This window comes from Ancylomarina salipaludis, assembly GCF_004122035.1.
In the GTDB taxonomy this organism is placed as follows: Bacteria; Bacteroidota; Bacteroidia; order Bacteroidales; family Marinifilaceae; genus Ancylomarina; species Ancylomarina salipaludis.
Genome location: NZ_SAXA01000007.1, coordinates 1 through 19,662, shown reverse-complemented (window position 1 = coordinate 19,662; position 19,662 = coordinate 1). Strand labels below are relative to the sequence as shown.

Genomic DNA, 19,662 nt, shown 5'->3' with positions numbered 1-19,662 from the left:
GAATCTTTATACAATTGTGGTATGACTGATATTTTACGACTTAGTTTGATTCAATCCGATTTGCATTGGGGGGATGTGAAAGCCAATTTGCAGCATTTCTCAGAAACCCTTTCAGTTCTTAAGAACAAGACAGATTTGATTGTTTTGCCGGAAATGTTTAGCTCTGGTTTTATGATGTCGGGTAAAGACGAAATTGCGTCGCACACCGATACGGCCATTGACTGGATGTTAGAGCAAGCTGAACTCCTGAATTCCCATATCATGGGAAGTCTGATTGTGAAAGAGAATGAGTCTTTTTATAATCGCATGTATACGGTTTCGCCTCATGGCGATGTTTCGACTTACGATAAGCGACACTTGTTTCGAATGGGAAACGAGCATCATCACTTTGTGGGTGGAAAAGAAAAGGGCATTGTCAGGATAGGAGAGTGGCGCATTCGTCCAATCGTCTGTTACGATTTGCGTTTTCCGGTTTGGGGACGCAATCAGCAGGACTACGATCTGCTTGTTTGTGTGGCCAATTGGCCCGATGCCCGTCGCGATGTTTGGAATACCTTGTTGAAAGCACGTGCCATTGACAATCAGGCTTATGTGGCCGGGGTTAATCGTATCGGGATTGATGGGATGGGCCTAAACTACGCCGGCGATACCTCATTGATTGATGCCCGTGGCCGTGTGCTTGGCAAATGTGAAGACTATAAGGAGTCTATTGAGACGGTCAGTATATCCTTGATTGACTTGCAGTCTTTTAGAAAGAAATTTCCGGTTTATCTTGATGCCGATGACTTTGAAATAAAGCTGTAATAAGCGAACATAGAACCTGAGATCCGGATAAAATCTCAGGTTTTTTATTTTTTGTCTTGAATCAAATGCACCCAAAATTCAAGAACTGCGATTTTCTCAATCTTAAACAATTGCCGTTTTGACAGTTTCAGCCTCGGCATATTTTATTAAGAGTTCTTCTGCCAAATTCAGACTTTCAACCAATTCTTTTTCGCCCTGATACGAAAAGAATACCATCAGAAAATTCTGGCAATCTAATTCGATTTGTGTACGAAGCGAATCGCTGGTTGCACTGCCAAAAGCGCCGATCTCATCGCGAAAAACGGGCAGGTTTTCGATATTCAGATCGCCTCGTCCAATGCCCTGGTAAGCTTCATCTGCCTGCCCAAGTCCCATCGTAATATTGCCAACTATTTTATCGGCATTGTACCCACCAATGGAGAAACCCGACTGAATGGAAACAAAATTGAGTAGGTCGACCACATTATTGATTTTGTACAGACCTTTCCCGTTCACAATTCTGCGGAGTAAGGATTCCGCTGAAAGGCGGTATCGGTTGGGGTCTTTTCCTACTTTGCGGTAGCCATTTTTGGAGGATAAAATTGTTGGCATTTCACGAATAGCCTCAAGCGTCATTTCTTGCTCTACTTGACTGATATATTTGTTGATCACTTCCCAAAGTTTCTGATTCTTTTCTGTGACCTTTACTTTACATTCTATTACCCCTAATTTAAGATCAGGACAAAGCTTTGTTAATTGAGATTCTATGCTTATAGTGTGGTTCATAGCTTATTTTGTTTAAGCTCAAATGTAAGTATTATATTTCAATCGTTCGTATTACCCCAAACCCCTAAAGGGGCTTTAGTTGAGTGTTTTTTTGTCCCCTTTTAGAGATGTAGGGGTAGGAATCTGTAGTGAAGTGAAACTTTTTGAAATCTGTACTGATTGATTTATTTTCTAACGTTCGTATTACCCCAAACCCCTAAAGGGGCTTTTGTTAGTCTTTTTTTGTACATTTAATTAGAAGGTGAGATAGGAATTTAAATATGAAATTATGAGCATTAGTGATCAAGTATCGATGTTTTATAATGCAAAGCCTCATATTTTTGAGAAAGCAAAAGCTCTTAGAAACAATATGACTTTTGCCGAATTAAAACTTTGGGAATTAATAAGAAATAAGCAGGTGCAGGGATTACGTTTTAGAGCTCAGCACCCAATTGATATTTTTATTGCTGATTTTTACTGTCATTCATTGAAACTGATTATTGAGGTTGATGGGGGAATACATCAATCTCCTGAACAAAAAGAATATGATATCGGACGAGAGGCTGAAATAAGTCATTGGGGGATAAAAATAATTCGTTTTACCAATGATGAAATTGAAAAAGAAATAGATGGTGTCTTTAATAGAATTAATAAAATTTGTGTTGATCGAAAATTGGAGCTGGCAAGTTCCCTTTAGTGTATTGTAGCGGTCGTAAACTTCAGCAAATCTTAACTTTTAAAAACCTGTTTACCCCAAACCCCTTAAGGGGCTTCCAAAGTTGTTTTTTTAAGTCCCCTTTAGGGGATTTAGGGGTGGGGAACCGTAGCTCGATGTAGTCCGTTTAGGAGTAGAGAACCAAGCTAAACCTAAGTAATGAAAAACCAAGCCCCTTGCATTTATGTGAGTGGTTTTCTATTGTTTGCTCGCTTTACCCCAAACCCCTGAAGGGGCTTTCAAGTATTCACTTTAGTCCCCTTTAGGGGATTTAGGGGTAGGGATCTGTAGCAAAGCGGAGCTCGACGAAGTCCATTTAGGGGTAGGGATCTGCAGTGAAACGAAACCCGATGTAGTCCGTTTAGGGGTAGAGAACCAAGCTAAACCTAAGTAATGAAAAACCAAGCCACTTGCATTTATGTGAGTGGTTTTCTATTGTTTGCTCGCTTTACCCCAAACCCCTGAAGGGGCTTTCAAGTATTCACTTTAGTCCCCTTTAGGGGATTTAGGGGTAGGGATCTGTAGCAAAGCAAAACTCACCAAAGCCCATTTATTATTATTTTTTTTGTTCAGTTAAAAAATCGTTATATTTATTAAGTTTTTCACAGATGATAAAGATAAGTGAGTCGTATTGAGTTAGATGTTGATTGGTATGAATGGTTTTTTGCTCAATATCTGTAGGGGTGAAGCCTGATGTAATGTTTTTTTGTTCAATGTCAGAATGACAAAGCTCTAAAAATTGGTTTTTGGGGCAATGTTAAAATGATAAAGCCTGAAAAAATGCTTTTTTGCTCAATGTTAAAATGACAAAGTTTGAAAAAATGGTTTTTTGTCCTTTGTCAAAATGATAAAGTCTGAAAAATTGATTTTTTGCCCATTGTCAAAATGACAAAGCAAAAGATCAGAGTTTAAATAATCAATACATACTAATTTAAAATTACGACCCATGGTATCGATTAAGAGAATTATGACGAGCAGTCGCAATGGCGACATTAGTGCATTATTAACCCTTATTCTTAAAGCATTTGCGAAGAATGATTGGACTTTGGACCTTTATTTAACGCCTGTAATTGGAAAGATAAGTGCTACTAACATCGCACTGATTGAGGCTCTGAGGCGATTGACAGCTTATTCTCAGATGGCAGAGAAGGACCATGTGCGTGATATGGCCATCAGAGCTTTGTTTAAGCTGGTTGAGGGCTATGTTCATATTCCTATTGCCGGAATGAAAGAAGCTGCCTTGGTGCTGAACCGTATATTGGAGCAGTATGGTTTGAGCATACAGAATGAGGACTATGCCGAAGAATCGGCCGATATTGAGTCTTTACTTAAAGATTTAAGCAAGCCCAATGCCCTGTCTGCCATAGCAAACTTACAGGGGGTGCAGGAAAGCATAGCAGCCTTGGATGCGGCTCAAAAAGATTTTGAAAATGTGGCTTTGCAGCAGGCTGAGGGTGAGAGCCTGAAGAAAGATTTGGCTTCGGCCAGTATGTTGAAGAAAGTGGCGATCACGGAAATCAACACCAACCTGGTGGGGTATCTGAATACCATGGCAAAGGTAAACCCAGCCACATACGAGGCTACCACCAAAACTATTGCCGAGTTGATCGATAGAAATAACGAAATGGTAAAACGCCGTCATAAAACAAAGGAAGTAGACAGCGAAGTGATTTAAAAAAACATCGACTAAGGGTTTCACCGGAGGTGAAGCCCTTAGTTTTTGAATAATAACAAATGACAGATAAGTGGGATAAAGTGCATTGCACTTTATTCTCTCGTTGGCACCAATGCTAAAAATATGAAGAAATACATTAGATATATTTTACCTTTTTCATTTTTAATTGCAATTATATTCCTCACGTGGATATTATTTTTCCAACTTGAGTTAATTACAGACAATGAAAAAAGATATGCAGGAATATTTTCAATTCTGGGACTTGGATTTGGTATTTTCCAATTTTGGATGCATGAAATAAACACTACGAATAGGAAATTATTCGACCTGAGATACGAAACATATAAAGATTTCATTTTTTTAATTGATTCAATTTTGGAAACATTAAATAACGAAATGAAAATTCCAAAATCAAAGAATATACATGGTTTCGTAAGCTCTTTAATGAATCAAATTAACCGAATAGGATCTTCAGTAAACATGAATAAGGATTATTTGTTTCCTAGTCTTCATTTAAAACCAGAAGTAAAGAAAGTCGAATCCATCTTGAGCAAAATTTTAAAACGAACTGATGAGTATAGGCTCAATATTGAGAAGGCTAGAAAGGAAGACGATGAATTCTTAAAAAACCTTAATGAATCAATAGAAAATATGAATTGGCATAATGATGTTCGGGATGAATTGAAAATACTACACAAAGAAAAATATAATTTTTATAAAGCTCTGAGAAAATATCTATAACGCACAAGTGCCAACAAAAGTAACCGTTGCACCCCGCTGGTGCGCGATTAGCTTCGCTGAGCTCTCTGTGGTCGGTTGTATCGCGTTCCTTGATAAAAAAATAAAAGCCAACTATTGTGTGGGAGCTAGTAGAGTCATTACCCCAAACCCCTGAAGGGGCTTAAGTGGAGTGTCTTTTGAGTCCCCTTCAGGGAACCGTAGCGAAGCGGAGCTCGACGTAGTCCATCTTGGGGTGGGAAACCGTAGCGAAGCGTAACTCGACGTTTATTTTATAATTTTAAAAACAGAATGAAAAAACACCTATTAATTTTATCGATTATAGCGTCTTGCATAGTCGGGTGCCAATCGACCAAAGAAAAGGAGCATCAGTATATTCATACTTTTTTTGATACCATGACAGAATTTAGATGTTCTGATAGTACACAAAATAGAGTTCAGCTTAATTTCCGTTATTTTGGTTTTAATCAGGAAAAGAAAATACTGGAATTTCATATTCCGGATAGTGTCAAATTTGCTGGTTTTTACAGTGCTTATTCAAATAGGATTAGTAATGCCTATTATTCCAGTCTTAATGCAAAAGCAGGTGAATGCGTTGATTCTTTATTTGTAACACAAGGTTGTAATTGTGATAAGGTTAGAGAGCTTATTACTGCGCATTATTGTAATGATCCTGTTTTTGCAGGAATCTTCAATACGGCTTTTTCAAGTTATTATATGAATAAAACCGAAACGGAAGAATATAAGGATATTATTAAATCCAATAAGACGTGTATTGGAATAGACAGTCTCTTGCAAATTTCCTTTGCTTATATCGATATTGCCGGATATATTCCGGATAGAGGTTTTGCTTTTCACTTTGGATGTGGAGCACCACCTTTTGCTTACAAACTCGAAAATAAAGTTAACTTTTTAATTGCCGGATTCTGTCAGGAAGCATTGAATGATCCAAACTTGCGAAAGGTACATCTTCAAATAATAAAGAGTTTAAGTGAGAAGATTGAAGCTGAAGAAGGGAGTATGAAAAATACGGATGAAATATGTAAAAAGTATGAAAAAGAGCTTCATAGAATGCTTATAGAAGATGGGACGCTTAAAAAAACGCTCTTAGAATATTACAAAACCAGAAAAGATATCGAACCATTTGAAATTATTTAGGAATAAAATGATGTCGCTAGCGCTCAACGCCATCAAGCTTTTTTATAAAAGCGACACAATTAAGAGAATCTATTACCCCAAACCCCTGAAGGGGCTTAAGTGGAGTGTCTTTTGAGTCCCCTTCAGGGGATTTAGGGGTAGGGAACCGTAGCGAAGTTCGACGAAGCTAATAAAAATCGTATGGCAGATCATGACAGTGGAAAAACCATTAGGTTAAGATGGCTTCAAACTCTAGAATTGATGTACTTTTACAGCTAAGCTATTTAAGATCAAGATATGGAAACCAGAACAGCATTAATTACAGGATCGGCAAAACGAATAGGAAAGGAGTTGGCGCTTCATTTGGCTAAGCAGTCGTGGAATTTGGCCCTTCATTACAATACGTCGAAAGCTGAGGCGATGGCTTTGAGAGATTACCTTAAAGCTCTTTATCCCAAGCAGGTTTTTAAAGTGTTTGGTTGTAATCTTTCCGATGAGCTTGCCTGTGAATCTCTAATCGCTGAGGTCAGTGAAGAATTTGGGCAGATCGATTTGCTGATTAATAATGCTTCTGTTTATAGTCCTGGTTCGATTAAAAATACAAGTCTCGACCTGATTAACGAACAGATGCAGATCAACTTTAGAGCACCCTTTATTTTAATGCGCGATTTTGCGAATATCTGTCAACGTGGCCTTATTGTCAATTTCCTGGATACACGAATATCAAGGTTTGCATCTGACTATGCGGCTTATAGTCTGTCGAAAGTTGCCTTATCTCATCTCACTCAAATGGGTGCTTTGGAATTTGGACCGGATATTCGAGTCAATGGCATTGCGCCGGGTTCAACCATTGCTCCTATTAACGCTGAGGAAGATTATCTGGAAAATCGGGCGGCTAAAACCCCAATGAAAAAACCGGGTGGCATGCAACCTATTCTTAAATCGCTGGATTATATTCTGGATAATCACTTCCTGACCGGGCAAATTTTATATTGCGATGGGGGCGAGCAGCTGATTTAGTAACAACTTCGCTTTCAAATGAGGTTTTGCGTACTCATGAGCTTTGTGAATGAACTAAACTTCATTTTCAGCTATCTTGTGCAAGTAGATAAAATGATTAAAACACTCAGTCGGTATTGATTCGTTGCCTTATTTGTAATGGCTTGTGAGTTTATCAACGATGGGTAGGTCAGCTTCGGCCCAATCGAGTTGTTGCATTTCATTCAGGTTCAGCCATTGTATCTGTTGGTGTGCCAAAAGTTGAAAATCGCCACTTGTGTGCTTGACAAAGTAGGCCTTTAGCTTGATGATTTTGTCACCATAGTCGTGTGTGTTCTCACACAGAAACTTTCCGCAAACAGACTGAATTGCAAATTCTTCATGAAGTTCTCTTTCGAGGCATTGCTCAGGACTTTCATTGGTTTCAATCTTGCCACCTGGGAATTCCCATTTCCCGCCTTGTTCGCTTGAAGCTTTTCGTCGCGCACAAAGAAAGCGATTACCCTTTCGGATAATCGCGGCTGTAACTTCAATTATTTTTTTCGATGTCATATTTTGATGCAGGCTAGCTTAGAAAAACGGCTATGGAAACACCTACAAATGTACCAATGATATAACCTAAAATCCCCACCAGAATTCCGGGCGTAATGAGTTTCTTTTGTCCCATCGAAGCAGCCATAGGTGCGGCTACAGAAGGTCCCATAATATTGGCAGCAGAAGAAATAACCACTTCGTAAACATCCAGTTTGAATAGTTTTGCCAGTGCCAGTAAGAAAACAAAATGAAACATCATAATAACAATATAGAATGCCAGAATTGCAGGACCTATTTCGAAAATTTGATGAATATTTGTTGCGGCACCAATTACGGCTAAGAAAATATACATCATCCAGATACCAATCGAGAAAGCTGTATTTTCTAATGCTTTTAGGTGTTTAGGAAAAAGGTTGGCGGCCAATACGGCAAATAGAGTAATAAGTAGAATGCTTAAGTTTATTTCGGTCTGAATCAATCTCTCTAAGTATGGAGCGATAAAGGTTCCTGCACCAGCGATAAGTGCGGCAATAAAAACTGAAACCGCGATGCGTTCCAGAGTCATAGGGTATTCATTTTTCTGGCTGCCTTCATTAGAGTCGATTTCGTTCTCTTTTTTTGGTTTGACAAAGAAACGCGATAGAAACACCAATGAGGGGGTCAGGAATAAGAAAAGTGTGTATAGGTTTGACACCAAGTTATCTACAGCAATTGTGGCTGTAAACATTGGGTTTGTACTAAAATTCAAACTTTCGGCAGCGGCTATAAAATTGACACTTCCCCCAATTAATGTGGCCGCAATAACACCAGCAGTATTACCGCCATCAGTACCCAAATCGATTAACGAAACGGCAAGGAAACAGCCAAGCACAATTCCTATTGCACCAATAGTATAGGCCAAAAGTAATTTCCCGCTTTCCTTAATAATTTTTGTTAGGTTCGAACTAAATAAAAGCATGGGAATCGAAATGGGAATAAAATAGGTGAAAACCATATCGTACACCTCAACTTTAACATTGGGGTTTGAAGCAACGGGAAGAACGCCCAACATGGCTAATATCGACATGGATATCATTGTAACCAGTATCCCCGATAGTTTACCAAACCATTTTTTGTGTTCCGAATAGATACCAAAAGCTGCGGCACCTGCTACAATAAAAAAGAGAATAAAATGACTGTCGGGAGAAATGTATGAATCCATAGTGTGTTTTTAAAAATTGAGCTGCAATTTAGTAAAATTGTATTTTTAATGGGCAGGAATTTATTGTTTTTGTAAAGTAGATGCGAGCTGGATTTACGAAGCCGTTGCTAATCTACTTTGCAGCATGGTGCAAGCGTATTTATTTTTTTCCAAAGAAATGATGAAACAGGCCTTTTATCAGATTAGAAAAAGGCATTGGTTTTATACCAAGCGCCCTGTTCGCCTTACTGATTTTATAAACCAGGTTCATGTGCTTAATAATCTCGCTGTAAGCTTTAAATAAGGAATAATCCGGATCGTAAATATGGGCAGGTTCCGAATTGGTTCCGTTAATCTCTAATACTTTGATGTTTTCACCTTCGTACAAGTCACGAATACTATTGACTTTAATATCAAAACGACCATAATAGAATCCCTCTAATGGTTTTGATATTTCTCTAAAGACCTGTACCAGTTTATCATCAATTAAATGGTTACCATCCAGAAATGTGGTTCCCCGACAATGGTTCCCTATGGGTTCAATTTTAAACGTGATGCCCTCAGGTATAATAAGATTCCATTTGCTCGCATACTTGGCTTTGAGATATTTCAGACGCGATTTTGCCCTGAAATTTCTCGAAACCAGTCTTCCGAAGGTATCCCGACCATTACCTGTAATGCTTAAAAACTCTTTCATCACCACAGAGCTGATACCATCTTGTGTGCTGTTGGGAAAGCGATGATAAAAAATGCCCAATTCGATAGGATAATCAACAAATTCCTGAATGATTAAATCTTCAGAAATGATTTTTAAATAGTTTTCCAGGGCAAGCTTATTATCTATTTTTTCAACACCACGGCCTCGTTCGCCAATATTGGGCTTTGCTACAATAGGGAAGGTGATGTTTTCTTCTTGCATCAAATGAATGATTTCATCTGCGGATTTATTTTTTTTAGCTAAAAAGTCTTTGGTATGGTATTTTGAAGAGAGAGAATTGAGTAGTTTGGTTTTATCTGTGCCATATGCTCCTCCAAAGGCCAGTCCGGGATTTGTAGCTGTAAAATAACTAAATGATCCGCTTTTTAGAGCTAAAACAAATCCATATAAAAACATGGGAGCATAGAAAACCCATGATGGCCAAAATTCAAATTTGATCCATTTGAGAATAAATTGCGGGTAGTATCTTTTCTTTAAGGGCATAGTTTAGGTTTTTACTACCTAAATATATAAGAAATATAATTACGCTCGTGATGATGGGGATGAAAAAAGACCTGTAAATCTTAAATGTGGGGTGCATTAAAATTCATCTGGTTAGAATTATATTTTACGACTTGTTTTTAATATCTTGTTTTTATAATTGAAACAGACTCTATGCAGATTATAAACGCTTCTAAAGAAATATGCACTCAGCTATTTCACTTGTGTGAGAATTTAAAAAAAGATGAATATTCACACTGTTCGTCGTTATTGTTAGGCAGTTCTATCGGTAAGCATATGCGCCATATTATTGAATTCTTCGATATATTAAGAGAAGGTTCCGAACTTGGGGAAATCAATTATGACACACGTGTGCGTTCCATTCAAATAGAGAACGAACCTTTGGTAGCCAAGGAAAGACTGGCTTTAATTCTAGCTTGGTTAGAAGAATCATCGGTGAATAAGAATTTAAGTTTGTATCTCAATTTTGATCAGGATAGTGGGGCAGTCAAACAAGTGAAGTCGAATTTGATGCGCGAGCTGGCTTATAATTTAGAGCATGCCATTCATCATATGGCCTTAATACGCATTGCACTTAATCAGCAATTTCCTCATGTGAAGGTTGATGCAAATTTTGGAGTTGCTTATTCAACAATTCGTTATAATAAAGACCAATGTGCACATTAAGTTATATTCCAATTGTTGGTCGTGATTTTATTATCACGGTCAATAGAGATGAAGATCCTAGCCGACTTGCTCTAAGGCCTCAAAAATATATTTACAATGGCTTTGAATTGTTTTATCCTAAAGATTCAAAAGCTAATGGTAGCTGGATAATCAGCAATTGTAAAGACACATGTCTGTGTGTGCTTAATGGTGCTTTCAAAAAGCATAAACGTAAAGCCAATTACAGGCAGAGTAGGGGTTTGATGCTTCTTGATTTTTTTGGATATGCCAATCTCGATGATTTTATTAAAAACTATCCCTTTGATGGCATTGAGGCTTTTACCTTAATTGTTGTTGAAAACAAAACCGGGATCAGGTTGACTGAGTTGGTTTGGGATGAACAAAAATTATTTATTAAGGAATTTGATAGTTCTAAGTCTCATATCTGGTCGTCAACAAGCTTGTATACTGATGCGATGAAGCTTGAGCGGAAGAAGTGGTTTCAGGATTGGTTGAATAATGCTAGCCAATTAAATGCAGATTCGATATTAGAATTTCATAAAACAGGAGGCTCAGGGAATAAGGAGTACGGCTTATTGATGAACAGAAGAAATTTTGTGAGGACAGTTTGTATCACTCAGATATTAGGATTCGGAAGTGAGTATAAGATGCGATATATAGAGTTAACTGAGGACGACCTTAATAAAACAGATTAAGATTTTGTAATTAAATGATAATAATAAGAAATGGCTATCGAAATCAACCGATAGCCATTTTTTATTTATGAGATTCCTATAGAATCAAAAAGTTGGGTCTTATTTTCCTGGACACTGGGCAATAATAGCAGCATCTATATCTTGCTTGCTATATGCTTTGTCGTAATTCTCAGAAAATTTCTTCGCTAAGTTTTCTGCAGTAGTCTTGTAAGCCTGTTTATCTTCCCAAGTGTTGATTGGAAGCAACATTTCAGTAGGAACATTAGGACAAGTTGTCGGAACATTCACGTGGAATAATTCGTCCTTAACATACTCAACCTTATCAAGCTCACCATTTAAAGCTGCATCAACCATTGCTCTTGTATACTTTAATTTGATACGAGATCCGGTTCCGTATGATCCGCCGCTCCATCCGGTATTGATTAAGAATACATTGGTGTTGTGCTCATCCATTTTAGCTCCAAGCATATCTGCATAAATGTTTGGATTACAAGGCATAAATGGTTGTCCGAAGAAACGAGAGAAAGTTGCCTGAGGTTCAGTAACTCCGGTCTCGGTACCTGCTAATTTTGAGGTATATCCCATTAGGAACCAAAGCATAGCCTGTTCTTTTGTTAATTTTGATACAGGAGGCAATACGCCATAAGCATCAGCAGTCAGGAATAGAATTGTTTTAGGATGACCAGCTGTAGACTCAGGTTTGATATTGTTTAAGAACTCAAGAGGATAAGATGCACGTGAGTTTGGTGTGTATCTTGTATCGAAGAAATCAATCTCTCCATTAGGATACATCATTGCATTTTCAATGATCGCACCATGTTTCTTGTAATCTGCATTGTGCATAACGGCATCCCAAATCTCAGGTTCGTTTTTACGCTCCATATCAATCATCTTGGCATAACATCCGTTTTCGAAATTGAAAATACCATTGTCGCTCCATCCATGTTCATCGTCACCTAAAAGGGCACGATTAGGATCAGCAGAAAGGGTTGTTTTACCAGTTCCTGAAAGACCTAATAGTAAAGCAGAATCTTTATCTTTTCCTTCATTCGCTGAGCAATGTAATGGCAATACACCATTAAAAGGAAGCAGGTAGTTCATCACGGTAAACATCAATTTTTTCATGCTACCCTGATATTTTGAACCGAAAACAATACCGATTCGTTTGTCAAAATCAACAACAACGCAAAGTCCTGATGTTTCTCCGTTTGGCAAATCACGCACAAGACCTTTATAACGGTCTTTATCTAATTCATCGTTAGGAAGTGCAATTAGTTGGAATTCCTGATCAGCAAAAATCGATTTCTGAATATCTTCAGGTACAGGTCGAAACATATTGTCGATGAAAACCTGATTAAGAGCTTTGTCAGAAATTGTTTTTACTGGGAGTGCATATTTAGCATCTGCACCGATTACTCGTGTAGTGGTAAATATGGTTTTTTTGCTTTGAATTGTTTTTAGAGCATCTTCATAGATGAGCGCAAACGTTTGCGGGTTGAGGCCGATATTATTAGGTGATGTCCAGTCAATATTTAATTCACTTTCCGGGTTTCTAACAATATATGTGTCTTTAGGGCTACGACCAGTTGAATTAGATGGTGTCCAAGTAGCAAGTGCACCGTTGGGTGTTACAATGGCATCTTTATTTTCAACAGCTTTTGTAATTAAATCTTCTCTTGAAAGATCATCTCTAACATCTTGATGTTTTTCTAAAACTTTCTTTAGTTCTTCAATCATGCTAATTTCAATTGTACTCATCATATTTTTTTTAGTTTGGAAGCCCAAAACTATGACGAGATATTTAACTATCCTAATATGTAAATCTATTTTTTACATTTATTTTTTATTTATTCTCATTGATATTTTGTAGGTTTAACGTGGGAAAGAAGTTGTATATCTTCCTGATACAGTAGCTTTTTCCAAGTTTTCTATTTTACTTCCAACTCTTACTTCTTAATTTTCAATTGTTTCGGACCGTTATGTCTTTTAATAGTGATTGATTAGAGAAAAAATAAATTAATCATATTTTATGCAAACGATTTCGTTTGCGCGTTGATAAAATTGAAAACGGGGATGATTTTTGGCGTTGTGTTAAAAAAATATTAAAAATAAATTCTCTTTAAAATTGATTAAATACTTTCGTTTTCGATTACATAATTTAATTAAAAATAAGGAGCAAACCAAATGTAAAAAAAAATATAGAATTACAAGAGCTTGTATTCTTCTTTTGAACTGAGTCAAATGGATCTTAGGAGAGGAAGGGGGAATTTGAAAAAAAATGCCCATGTTTTAGGGGAAACATGGGCAAATAATTCTAAAGGATTAATTAACCTACTAACCAAGCTTTCGCTTGCAATCATTTAGTTTGCAAATCCTATGTTCTGTATAGAATTTCCGAACTAAAGTTAGAAATTTTATTGAACTATTTGCTAAATTTTGTTTTTATTTTCCTTGTTTATAATGATTTTATAAAAAGGATACACTTATTATTGATCAATTTATCATGTGATTTTATTGTTTTATCGTGTTTAAATGATATTCCACATAGTACTCTTAATTAATGATATGTTAAGTTTTGGTGATCGGTCAATTTCACAAAAGATTCTTTATTAAACCACCTTTGGATTGAACTTTCGTCTGCGATTTTTTCAATTCGTGAAGAAAACTCCTTTAACAGACCATTGTCTGAAGTGAAGGTAAGGGCTTCTTCAAATGATTTTAACATACTTTTGCAAAAAGCATCCTGAATGTTTTCTTTTTCTGAAGAGAATGTTTGTGCAATTTCGATATTGTAGAGCATGATATCTGCAATGTGAGACGGTTCAACACCTAAACGTTTAAAGTGACGAATATAGTTTTGTGCAACAGAACGCCTGCACTTAGCTCTTCTCTTTGTATTGGGGAAGTATTCTTTTGAGATTTTAAACTTACACTCTTCTATAAGTTTGTTTTCATTTGGATTAAAAGCAAAGTCGTAATATTCTTTCACTTCCTTAAAACGTGAATAGAGTTCTGTAACTTGATCTTGGAGTTGTTCTTTATTCAGATCATGCAAATAAAGTTTTAAATCGCGTTTACTCATAAAAGTCCGGTTTTATTCAATTGTGTTTACTTCCACTTAACAATTGATCATTGGTTTGTCAAAAATAAGTAATATTGTAATAAGTAATATTAAGCTTTAAATAATGGAAGAGGAAAATATCTCTCGATTGGAGATTTTAAATAATATATTGGAATTTTATAAAGTTCAGCCTGGAATGACTAAAGATGGTAAAATTGAGAAAATCGAGGCATATTTGTTATTAATACATGCCATATATAATGATTCGAAGAACGAACTTGCTGAATTGGATATAAACGATGTGGATTTTTTAGAAGATCTTTTTGATTGTTTTAATGGTTATTTGAATGCTCTGGCTGAAGAGATAGATAAGATTTTTGAGGATGATGTTTTTGGATTAATGCCTATTCCTATTTATGGTTTTTCTATTATTCTACCAATTCATTGTCTTGAAATGATAAAGAATTGGAACAAATCAGAACAGGATTATTGGCAAATTGGTGATGACTTGTCCAGACTTGACGAATTGGTTGAGTCGGATATTTTTTTTGAAAACTTTCTGGGCTTGATTGAAAAGTTGATGGTTCGTATAAATGCAAAACTTGTGATTGCAATTGAAGATTTGATTTAGAAAGCCTATTGAATTGTTGTAATTTTAACAAAAATTGAGAAAACTGTATTATATTTGCACGCATTTTGAGAAAATGAGATGTGTTAAACTTGTTTAATTGGTCATACTTTTAAACAATGCGAAGTGTCATTGTTTCAATTTGGATTAGAAAATATGTTTTATCCTGATACGAATCGGGGCTTAAAAAGAAAAGAGTATGCATTTTAGTTTTATTGAGATCGTTTCTGCTTTTATGGTACTGTTTGCCGTAATTGATATTATTGGAGCCATTCCAATACTTGTGGATTTAAAGAAAAAAGGAGGCGAAATTAAAGCGCTAAAAGCAAGTGTTGTTGCCCTTGTTGTATTAATTGGATTCACTTTTTTGGGTGAGAAATTGTTAGGGCTTTTTGGAGTAGATATTTCGAGTTTTGCCATTGCAGGTTCGTTTATCTTGTTTATAATGGGAGTGGAGATGGCTTTAGGAATTGAAATTATTAAATACGATGGCCCTTCCGGAGTATCTATTGTTCCGATTGCATTTCCTTTGGTTGCAGGAGCGGGATCGTTTACTTCGGTTGTTGCTTTGCGTGCAGAATATGCTCTTGAGAATATTATTGCTGCTCTGGTTCTTAATTTATTCATTGTTTATCTTGTTTTGAGATCGACTTCTATTGTGGAACGATTTTTAGGTGAAGGTGGGATTCATATCTTACGAAAAGTGTTTGGAATCATCTTGTTAGCTATTTCAGTTAAGCTCTTTATGACCAATGTTGCGGTTTCAATAAGAACCTTGATTCCTATGATAAAGGAGGTTTTATAGAAAATAGGCTTGAAATATTTGCGAATTATAGCGTGTAAGTAGGTATTTATGCTAACTTTGTCCGCTCAAATAATTTGAAGAAAAAGCTGTGTGCTACTTTATTATTGGACTTTCTCGATGCTACATGTCAGTCGGAAAATAAAATTTGCTATTTCACTGTAAAAAACTTACAAATAGATTTGAATAATTCGAAAATTATTGCGTATTTTGCGCACTGTTTGAAAAGCATTTAAGGAAAAAAAATAATCTGGACTATGTCAAGAGTTTGTCAAATTACTGGAAAGAGCGTAATGGTGGGAAATAATGTTTCTCACTCTAAAAGAAGAACTAAGAGAAGATTTTATCCAAATCTATTCGATAAGAAGTTCTATCTTCCTGAGGAAGATCGCTGGATTGAATTAAGAATTTCTGCTGCCGGTGTACGTCTAATTAACAAATTAGGTGTTCAAGGTGCTTTGAAAAAAGCTCAAGAAAAAGGATTTATTAAAAATTATTAAAAGGCATATAAAATGGCTAAAAAAGGTAATAGAGTACAAGTAATTCTTGAGTGTACTGAGCATAAAGATAGTGGAATGCCTGGAACTTCAAGATACATTACTACTAAGAACAAAAAGAATACTCCTGATCGTATGGAGTTGAAGAAGTATAATAGAATTTTGAAAAAAGTTACTCTTCATAGAGAAATTAAATAATATTAAGTTATGGCTAAGAAAGTAGTAGCAACCTTACAAAAAGGTGAAGGTCGTGGTTACGCCAAAGTAATCAAGATGGTTAAATCACCTAAAACAGGAGCATATTCTTTTAAAGAAGAGATCGTTCCTAATGCAGACGTAAAAGATTTCTTTGCTAAATAGTAAAGAGTTTCTATATCGATTTAAAGGCTCCTCAATTATGAGGAGCTTTTTTTTTGCTTTAAAATTCAGTAAACTTTTTTTTATGAAGGGCTGGAATTTGTCTTGCTTTCAAATCTTTTTGCTAAAGACTTGATAAGTCAAATAAAAAAATAATTATAAACCGATAGCAGCATTTTTTTTGTAATTTAGCGGGCCTAAACTGTATAATAGACTATGGGATTATTTGGCATTTTTTCAAAATCGAAAAAAGAAAACCTAGATAAAGGACTTGCAAAAACGAAGGAAAGTGTGTTTAAAAAGCTTTCCAGAGCAGTTGTTGGTAAATCGAAAGTTGATGAAGACGTATTGGATGAATTGGAAGAAATTCTGATTTCATCAGATGTAGGGGTGGATACAACTGTTCGAATCATTGAGAGGATCGAAAAACGCGTTGACGAAGATAAGTTTTTAGGTACATCTGAGTTAAATCGCATTCTTAAAGAAGAGATTTCCGGGCTTTTACAAGAGAACAATAAAGGCGAATATGATGCCTGGGAATTACCAAAATCTGACAATCCATATGTGATTATGGTTGTTGGTGTTAATGGTGTAGGTAAAACGACCACTATTGGTAAACTCGCTTATCAATTTAAACAATCAGGACGCAAGGTGATGTTAGGTGCTGCGGATACTTTTCGTGCAGCTGCTGTCGATCAATTACATATTTGGGCTGACAGAGTTCAAGTACCAATTGTCGACCAGGGGATGGGTGCTGATCCTGCTTCGGTGGCATTCGAAACATTAACAAAAGCCAAAAAAGATGGTATTGATGTGGTGATTATTGATACAGCCGGACGTTTGCACAATAAAATTAACCTGATGAATGAGTTGAGTAAAATTAAACGTGTAATGGATCGTGTTATTCCTGATGCGCCTCATGAAATCTTGTTGGTTTTGGATGGTTCAACCGGGCAGAATGCATTTGAACAAGCCAAACAGTTTACTTTAGCAACTGATGTGAATGCTTTAGCGATTACAAAGCTTGATGGTACGGCAAAAGGTGGTGTTGTTATTGGTGTTTCTGATCAATTTAAAATTCCGGTGAAGTATATTGGAATTGGAGAGGCAATGACCGACCTTCAGGTTTTCAACCGTGATGAATTTGTTGATTCGCTTTTCAGTTAGGCTGAATAAGATATATATGGAAAGACTCTTACTCTTGTAAGGGTCTTTTTTTTGTTAAAACAGATGAGATCCTGATAGAAAAGAAAGATTTAAATTGAGTTAATGGATTCGTTTGTCTTTGTTTATTCCATAAGAACTGTATTCAAAATACATGCAAAGAGTGGGAAAGCCCTTTTTTTTGTCTTATTTTTGTGCGCTAAAATAGAATGAAGTAGGCAATAATTACGCTGATCTTTTTATTTATAATCTGATATCAACACTCTCATACCAAATAATCATGAGTCAAAATAAAATCAATATCGTTAGTTTAGGTTGTTCTAAAAATCTGGTGGATACCGAACTTTTGATGAAGCAGTTGGATGCGAACCAGTTTGTGGTAAGCTGTGACGAAGACAATAGCGATGCCCGTACCATTATTATTAATACTTGTGGATTTATCGGCGATGCTAAAGAAGAATCTATCGATATGATTTTGCAATATGCCGATGCTAAGAAAGAGGGCCTTATCGATACCCTTTTTGTTATGGGCTGTTTGTCGGAACGCTATCGTGACGATTTGGCTGTTGAAATTCCTGAGGTTGATAAGTTTTTTGGCAAGTTTGAGTGGAAGTCTATCGTTAAAGAACTAAACAAAGACTATAAGCCTGATTTCTCGAACATGAGAATGATTACAACTCCCAAGCATTTTGCTTACCTGAAGATATCAGAGGGGTGTAATCGTGGTTGTTCGTATTGTGCGATTCCTATTATTACCGGTAAGCATATTTCTCGTCCGGTTGAAGAAATTGTTGAAGAAGCAACCAATTTGGCAGCTGCTGGAGTGAAAGAATTTTTGGTTATTGCTCAGGATTTATCGTATTACGGGCACGATTTGTATGGCAAATCGATGTTGGCTGAGCTGATTGAGAAACTGTCAGAGGTTGAAGGTTTGGAGTGGATTAAATTGCACTACGCCTATCCAACACAATTTCCTTACGATATTCTTAAGGTGATGCGCGAAAACCCAAAGGTCTGTCGTTATTTGGATATCGCTCTTCAGCATTCAAGTGATAATATGCTGTCGTTAATGCGTCGGGGGATTAATCGTGAACAAACGGTTGAATTAATCAATCGGATTAGAGAAGAGGTTCCCGGTATCACTTTGCGTACAACCATGTTGGTTGGACATCCTGGCGAAACGGAGGCTGATATGGAAGATTTGAAAGCTTTTGTTCAGGAAATGAAGTTCGAGCGTTTGGGAGTTTTTCCTTATTCGGACGAGGATGATACGTATGCTGCGATTCATTATACTGATGATATCCCTCAAGAGGTTAAAGAGGCACGTAAGGATGAAATTATGGAGCTTCAGCAGGAGATTTCGCGCCAAGCCAATCAGGCTCGTATTGGTGAAAGCATGAAAGTGATTATCGACCGAAAGGATGATGATTTTTATTACGGACGTACGGAGTTTGATTCTTATGAAGTAGATCCCGAGGTTTTGATTTCAAGTGAAGACTTTGATCTTAAAATAGGTGAGATGTGTGAAGTTGAGATAACCGATGCCGAAGATTACGATTTGTTCGCTGTTGTGATCTAATTCGCTACTAATTAGAGTGATTATCGCCTGGCCAGAGTTTGTCGGGAAAAATATATAAAGCTTTTGCATGTTTTCAATGATGGAAACAGGTGAAAGCTTTTTCTTTATCATATAGTGGATGCAAATTATTAAGCAGAACTTTGATATTGTCCTTTAGATGTTGTTCAGGGGAATAAAGAACTTTTAAAGGGGAAGCTGGAAATGAGTCAGGGGAATTGTAGAAACGTTCGGGGGAAGGCTGAAAATAATAAAGGGAATGTGGAAAACCTTTGGGGGAATGCTGGAAATGACAAAGGGAAGACTGAAAATCACCAGGGGAATGTTGGAAACTTATAAGGGAGTGTCTTCTCCTGAAATAGCTTGACAGATTATTAGTATTTTTTGGATAGTAGTGTCATCTTTTTATCCATCTACGGTTATCCAAAGTTATAAAAATCTTATTCCTATTCTTTATCTAAGAAAAGATTC

At 36.5% G+C, this 19,662-nt stretch carries 22 protein-coding genes; 16 read left to right on the top strand and 6 right to left on the bottom strand.

The annotated features are described in order from the left end of the window. Positions 1–21: 21 nt before the first annotated feature. A complete protein-coding gene (locus EO244_RS08835; RefSeq protein WP_129254308.1) occupies positions 22–804 on the top strand; it encodes an amidohydrolase in 783 nt (260 codons plus the stop codon). A gap of 102 nt (positions 805–906) precedes the next feature. Here EO244_RS08835 and EO244_RS08830 read toward each other — a convergent pair whose 3' ends face one another. Beyond that, the gene (locus EO244_RS08830; protein ID WP_129254307.1) at positions 907–1,569 is read right to left on the bottom strand and encodes a B3/B4 domain-containing protein; all 663 of its coding nucleotides are present in this window, start codon (positions 1,567–1,569) and stop codon (positions 907–909) included. A 268-nt stretch (positions 1,570–1,837) separates the two neighbouring features. On the opposite strand from EO244_RS08830, the gene EO244_RS08825 reads away from it, so the two are divergent. From EO244_RS08825 to EO244_RS08805, 5 genes are all read left to right on the top strand, one after another. Beyond that, positions 1,838–2,245: an endonuclease domain-containing protein gene (locus EO244_RS08825; RefSeq protein ID WP_129254306.1), complete on the top strand. Its 408-nt coding sequence runs from the start codon at positions 1,838–1,840 to the stop codon at positions 2,243–2,245. 964 nt (positions 2,246–3,209) lie between these two features. Next, complete coding sequence (locus EO244_RS08820; protein WP_129254305.1) at positions 3,210–3,938, top strand: DUF6261 family protein; 729 nt, start codon at positions 3,210–3,212, stop codon at positions 3,936–3,938. A 123-nt stretch (positions 3,939–4,061) separates the two neighbouring features. Next, positions 4,062–4,679: a hypothetical protein gene (locus EO244_RS08815; RefSeq protein WP_129254304.1), complete on the top strand. Its 618-nt coding sequence runs from the start codon at positions 4,062–4,064 to the stop codon at positions 4,677–4,679. A gap of 288 nt (positions 4,680–4,967) precedes the next feature. Continuing rightward, the gene (locus EO244_RS08810; RefSeq protein ID WP_129254303.1) at positions 4,968–5,834 is read left to right on the top strand and encodes a hypothetical protein; all 867 of its coding nucleotides are present in this window, start codon (positions 4,968–4,970) and stop codon (positions 5,832–5,834) included. Between the two features lie 276 nt (positions 5,835–6,110). Further along, positions 6,111–6,833 carry an SDR family oxidoreductase gene (locus EO244_RS08805; protein WP_129254302.1) on the top strand — a complete coding sequence of 241 codons (723 nt, stop codon included), beginning with the start codon at positions 6,111–6,113 and terminating at the stop codon, positions 6,831–6,833. 129 nt (positions 6,834–6,962) lie between these two features. Here the strand turns inward: EO244_RS08805 and EO244_RS08800 are convergent, their stop codons facing one another. From EO244_RS08800 to EO244_RS08790, 3 genes are all read right to left on the bottom strand, one after another. After that, on the bottom strand, positions 6,963–7,364 hold the full coding sequence (locus EO244_RS08800; RefSeq protein WP_129254301.1) for a (deoxy)nucleoside triphosphate pyrophosphohydrolase: 402 nt from the start codon (positions 7,362–7,364) through the stop codon (positions 6,963–6,965). Positions 7,365–7,377: 13 nt separating this feature from the next. After that, positions 7,378–8,547 carry a DUF819 family protein gene (locus EO244_RS08795; RefSeq protein ID WP_129254300.1) on the bottom strand — a complete coding sequence of 390 codons (1,170 nt, stop codon included), beginning with the start codon at positions 8,545–8,547 and terminating at the stop codon, positions 7,378–7,380. Positions 8,548–8,686: 139 nt separating this feature from the next. Continuing rightward, positions 8,687–9,727: an ATP-grasp domain-containing protein gene (locus EO244_RS08790; protein WP_129254299.1), complete on the bottom strand. Its 1,041-nt coding sequence runs from the start codon at positions 9,725–9,727 to the stop codon at positions 8,687–8,689. A gap of 171 nt (positions 9,728–9,898) precedes the next feature. Here EO244_RS08790 and EO244_RS08785 point away from each other — a divergent pair, with 171 nt between their 5' ends. Both EO244_RS08785 and EO244_RS08780 read left to right on the top strand, forming a co-directional pair. Then, positions 9,899–10,411 carry a DinB family protein gene (locus EO244_RS08785; RefSeq protein ID WP_129254298.1) on the top strand — a complete coding sequence of 171 codons (513 nt, stop codon included), beginning with the start codon at positions 9,899–9,901 and terminating at the stop codon, positions 10,409–10,411. Next, entirely contained in the window at positions 10,399–11,106 is a 708-nt protein-coding gene (locus EO244_RS08780; RefSeq protein ID WP_129254297.1) for an NRDE family protein, read from the top strand. Before EO244_RS08785 ends, EO244_RS08780 begins: the two co-directional genes overlap by 13 nt. Positions 11,107–11,205: 99 nt before the next feature. Here EO244_RS08780 and EO244_RS08775 read toward each other — a convergent pair whose 3' ends face one another. After that, the gene (locus EO244_RS08775; RefSeq protein WP_206734521.1) at positions 11,206–12,864 is read right to left on the bottom strand and encodes a phosphoenolpyruvate carboxykinase (ATP); all 1,659 of its coding nucleotides are present in this window, start codon (positions 12,862–12,864) and stop codon (positions 11,206–11,208) included. Positions 12,865–13,663: 799 nt separating this feature from the next. After that, positions 13,664–14,188, bottom strand: a complete 525-nt coding sequence (locus tag EO244_RS08770) for a DUF6155 family protein (protein WP_129254296.1) — start codon at positions 14,186–14,188, stop codon at positions 13,664–13,666. Positions 14,189–14,291: 103 nt separating this feature from the next. On the opposite strand from EO244_RS08770, the gene EO244_RS08765 reads away from it, so the two are divergent. The 8 genes from EO244_RS08765 to EO244_RS17145 all read left to right on the top strand — a co-directional run bounded on the left by EO244_RS08765 (position 14,292) and on the right by EO244_RS17145 (position 19,530). Continuing rightward, the gene (locus tag EO244_RS08765; protein WP_129254295.1) at positions 14,292–14,798 is read left to right on the top strand and encodes a hypothetical protein; all 507 of its coding nucleotides are present in this window, start codon (positions 14,292–14,294) and stop codon (positions 14,796–14,798) included. A 196-nt stretch (positions 14,799–14,994) separates the two neighbouring features. Continuing rightward, a complete protein-coding gene (locus tag EO244_RS08760; protein WP_129254294.1) occupies positions 14,995–15,600 on the top strand; it encodes a MarC family protein in 606 nt (201 codons plus the stop codon). A 254-nt stretch (positions 15,601–15,854) separates the two neighbouring features. Beyond that, positions 15,855–16,097, top strand: a complete 243-nt coding sequence (gene rpmB / locus EO244_RS08755) for a 50S ribosomal protein L28 (RefSeq protein ID WP_129254293.1) — start codon at positions 15,855–15,857, stop codon at positions 16,095–16,097. Positions 16,098–16,109: 12 nt separating this feature from the next. Beyond that, complete coding sequence (gene rpmG / locus EO244_RS08750; RefSeq protein WP_125032072.1) at positions 16,110–16,292, top strand: 50S ribosomal protein L33; 183 nt, start codon at positions 16,110–16,112, stop codon at positions 16,290–16,292. Between the two features lie 9 nt (positions 16,293–16,301). After that, positions 16,302–16,454 (top strand): DUF4295 domain-containing protein, encoded by a 153-nt coding sequence (locus tag EO244_RS08745; protein WP_129254292.1) that lies wholly within the window; start codon positions 16,302–16,304, stop codon positions 16,452–16,454. 213 nt (positions 16,455–16,667) lie between these two features. After that, positions 16,668–17,618, top strand: coding sequence for a signal recognition particle-docking protein FtsY (gene ftsY / locus EO244_RS08740; RefSeq protein ID WP_129254291.1), 951 nt, complete (start codon positions 16,668–16,670; stop codon positions 17,616–17,618). 277 nt (positions 17,619–17,895) lie between these two features. Then, entirely contained in the window at positions 17,896–19,194 is a 1,299-nt protein-coding gene (gene rimO, locus EO244_RS08735) for a 30S ribosomal protein S12 methylthiotransferase RimO (RefSeq protein ID WP_129254290.1), read from the top strand. Positions 19,195–19,395: 201 nt separating this feature from the next. After that, positions 19,396–19,530, top strand: a complete 135-nt coding sequence (locus EO244_RS17145) for a hypothetical protein (RefSeq protein WP_262707918.1) — start codon at positions 19,396–19,398, stop codon at positions 19,528–19,530. Positions 19,531–19,662: the final 132 nt, after the last annotated feature.

Excerpts from the sequence above, each read along its gene's own strand:
- EO244_RS08835 (WP_129254308.1), top strand. The coding sequence starts at position 22 with ATGACTGATATTTTACGACTTAGTTTGATTCAATCCGATTTGCATTGG.
- EO244_RS08830 (WP_129254307.1), bottom strand. The coding sequence starts at position 1,569 with ATGAACCACACTATAAGCATAGAATCTCAATTAACAAAGCTTTGTCCT.
- EO244_RS08825 (WP_129254306.1), top strand. The coding sequence starts at position 1,838 with ATGAGCATTAGTGATCAAGTATCGATGTTTTATAATGCAAAGCCTCAT.
- EO244_RS08820 (WP_129254305.1), top strand. The coding sequence starts at position 3,210 with ATGGTATCGATTAAGAGAATTATGACGAGCAGTCGCAATGGCGACATT.
- EO244_RS08815 (WP_129254304.1), top strand. The coding sequence starts at position 4,062 with ATGAAGAAATACATTAGATATATTTTACCTTTTTCATTTTTAATTGCA.
- EO244_RS08810 (WP_129254303.1), top strand. The coding sequence starts at position 4,968 with ATGAAAAAACACCTATTAATTTTATCGATTATAGCGTCTTGCATAGTC.
- EO244_RS08805 (WP_129254302.1), top strand. The coding sequence starts at position 6,111 with ATGGAAACCAGAACAGCATTAATTACAGGATCGGCAAAACGAATAGGA.
- EO244_RS08800 (WP_129254301.1), bottom strand. The coding sequence starts at position 7,364 with ATGACATCGAAAAAAATAATTGAAGTTACAGCCGCGATTATCCGAAAG.
- EO244_RS08795 (WP_129254300.1), bottom strand. The coding sequence starts at position 8,547 with ATGGATTCATACATTTCTCCCGACAGTCATTTTATTCTCTTTTTTATT.
- EO244_RS08790 (WP_129254299.1), bottom strand. The coding sequence starts at position 9,727 with ATGCCCTTAAAGAAAAGATACTACCCGCAATTTATTCTCAAATGGATC.
- EO244_RS08785 (WP_129254298.1), top strand. The coding sequence starts at position 9,899 with ATGCAGATTATAAACGCTTCTAAAGAAATATGCACTCAGCTATTTCAC.
- EO244_RS08780 (WP_129254297.1), top strand. The coding sequence starts at position 10,399 with ATGTGCACATTAAGTTATATTCCAATTGTTGGTCGTGATTTTATTATC.
- EO244_RS08775 (WP_206734521.1), bottom strand. The coding sequence starts at position 12,864 with ATGAGTACAATTGAAATTAGCATGATTGAAGAACTAAAGAAAGTTTTA.
- EO244_RS08770 (WP_129254296.1), bottom strand. The coding sequence starts at position 14,188 with ATGAGTAAACGCGATTTAAAACTTTATTTGCATGATCTGAATAAAGAA.
- EO244_RS08765 (WP_129254295.1), top strand. The coding sequence starts at position 14,292 with ATGGAAGAGGAAAATATCTCTCGATTGGAGATTTTAAATAATATATTG.
- EO244_RS08760 (WP_129254294.1), top strand. The coding sequence starts at position 14,995 with ATGCATTTTAGTTTTATTGAGATCGTTTCTGCTTTTATGGTACTGTTT.
- rpmB (WP_129254293.1), top strand. The coding sequence starts at position 15,855 with ATGTCAAGAGTTTGTCAAATTACTGGAAAGAGCGTAATGGTGGGAAAT.
- rpmG (WP_125032072.1), top strand. The coding sequence starts at position 16,110 with ATGGCTAAAAAAGGTAATAGAGTACAAGTAATTCTTGAGTGTACTGAG.
- EO244_RS08745 (WP_129254292.1), top strand. The coding sequence starts at position 16,302 with ATGGCTAAGAAAGTAGTAGCAACCTTACAAAAAGGTGAAGGTCGTGGT.
- ftsY (WP_129254291.1), top strand. The coding sequence starts at position 16,668 with ATGGGATTATTTGGCATTTTTTCAAAATCGAAAAAAGAAAACCTAGAT.
- rimO (WP_129254290.1), top strand. The coding sequence starts at position 17,896 with ATGAGTCAAAATAAAATCAATATCGTTAGTTTAGGTTGTTCTAAAAAT.
- EO244_RS17145 (WP_262707918.1), top strand. The coding sequence starts at position 19,396 with ATGAGTCAGGGGAATTGTAGAAACGTTCGGGGGAAGGCTGAAAATAAT.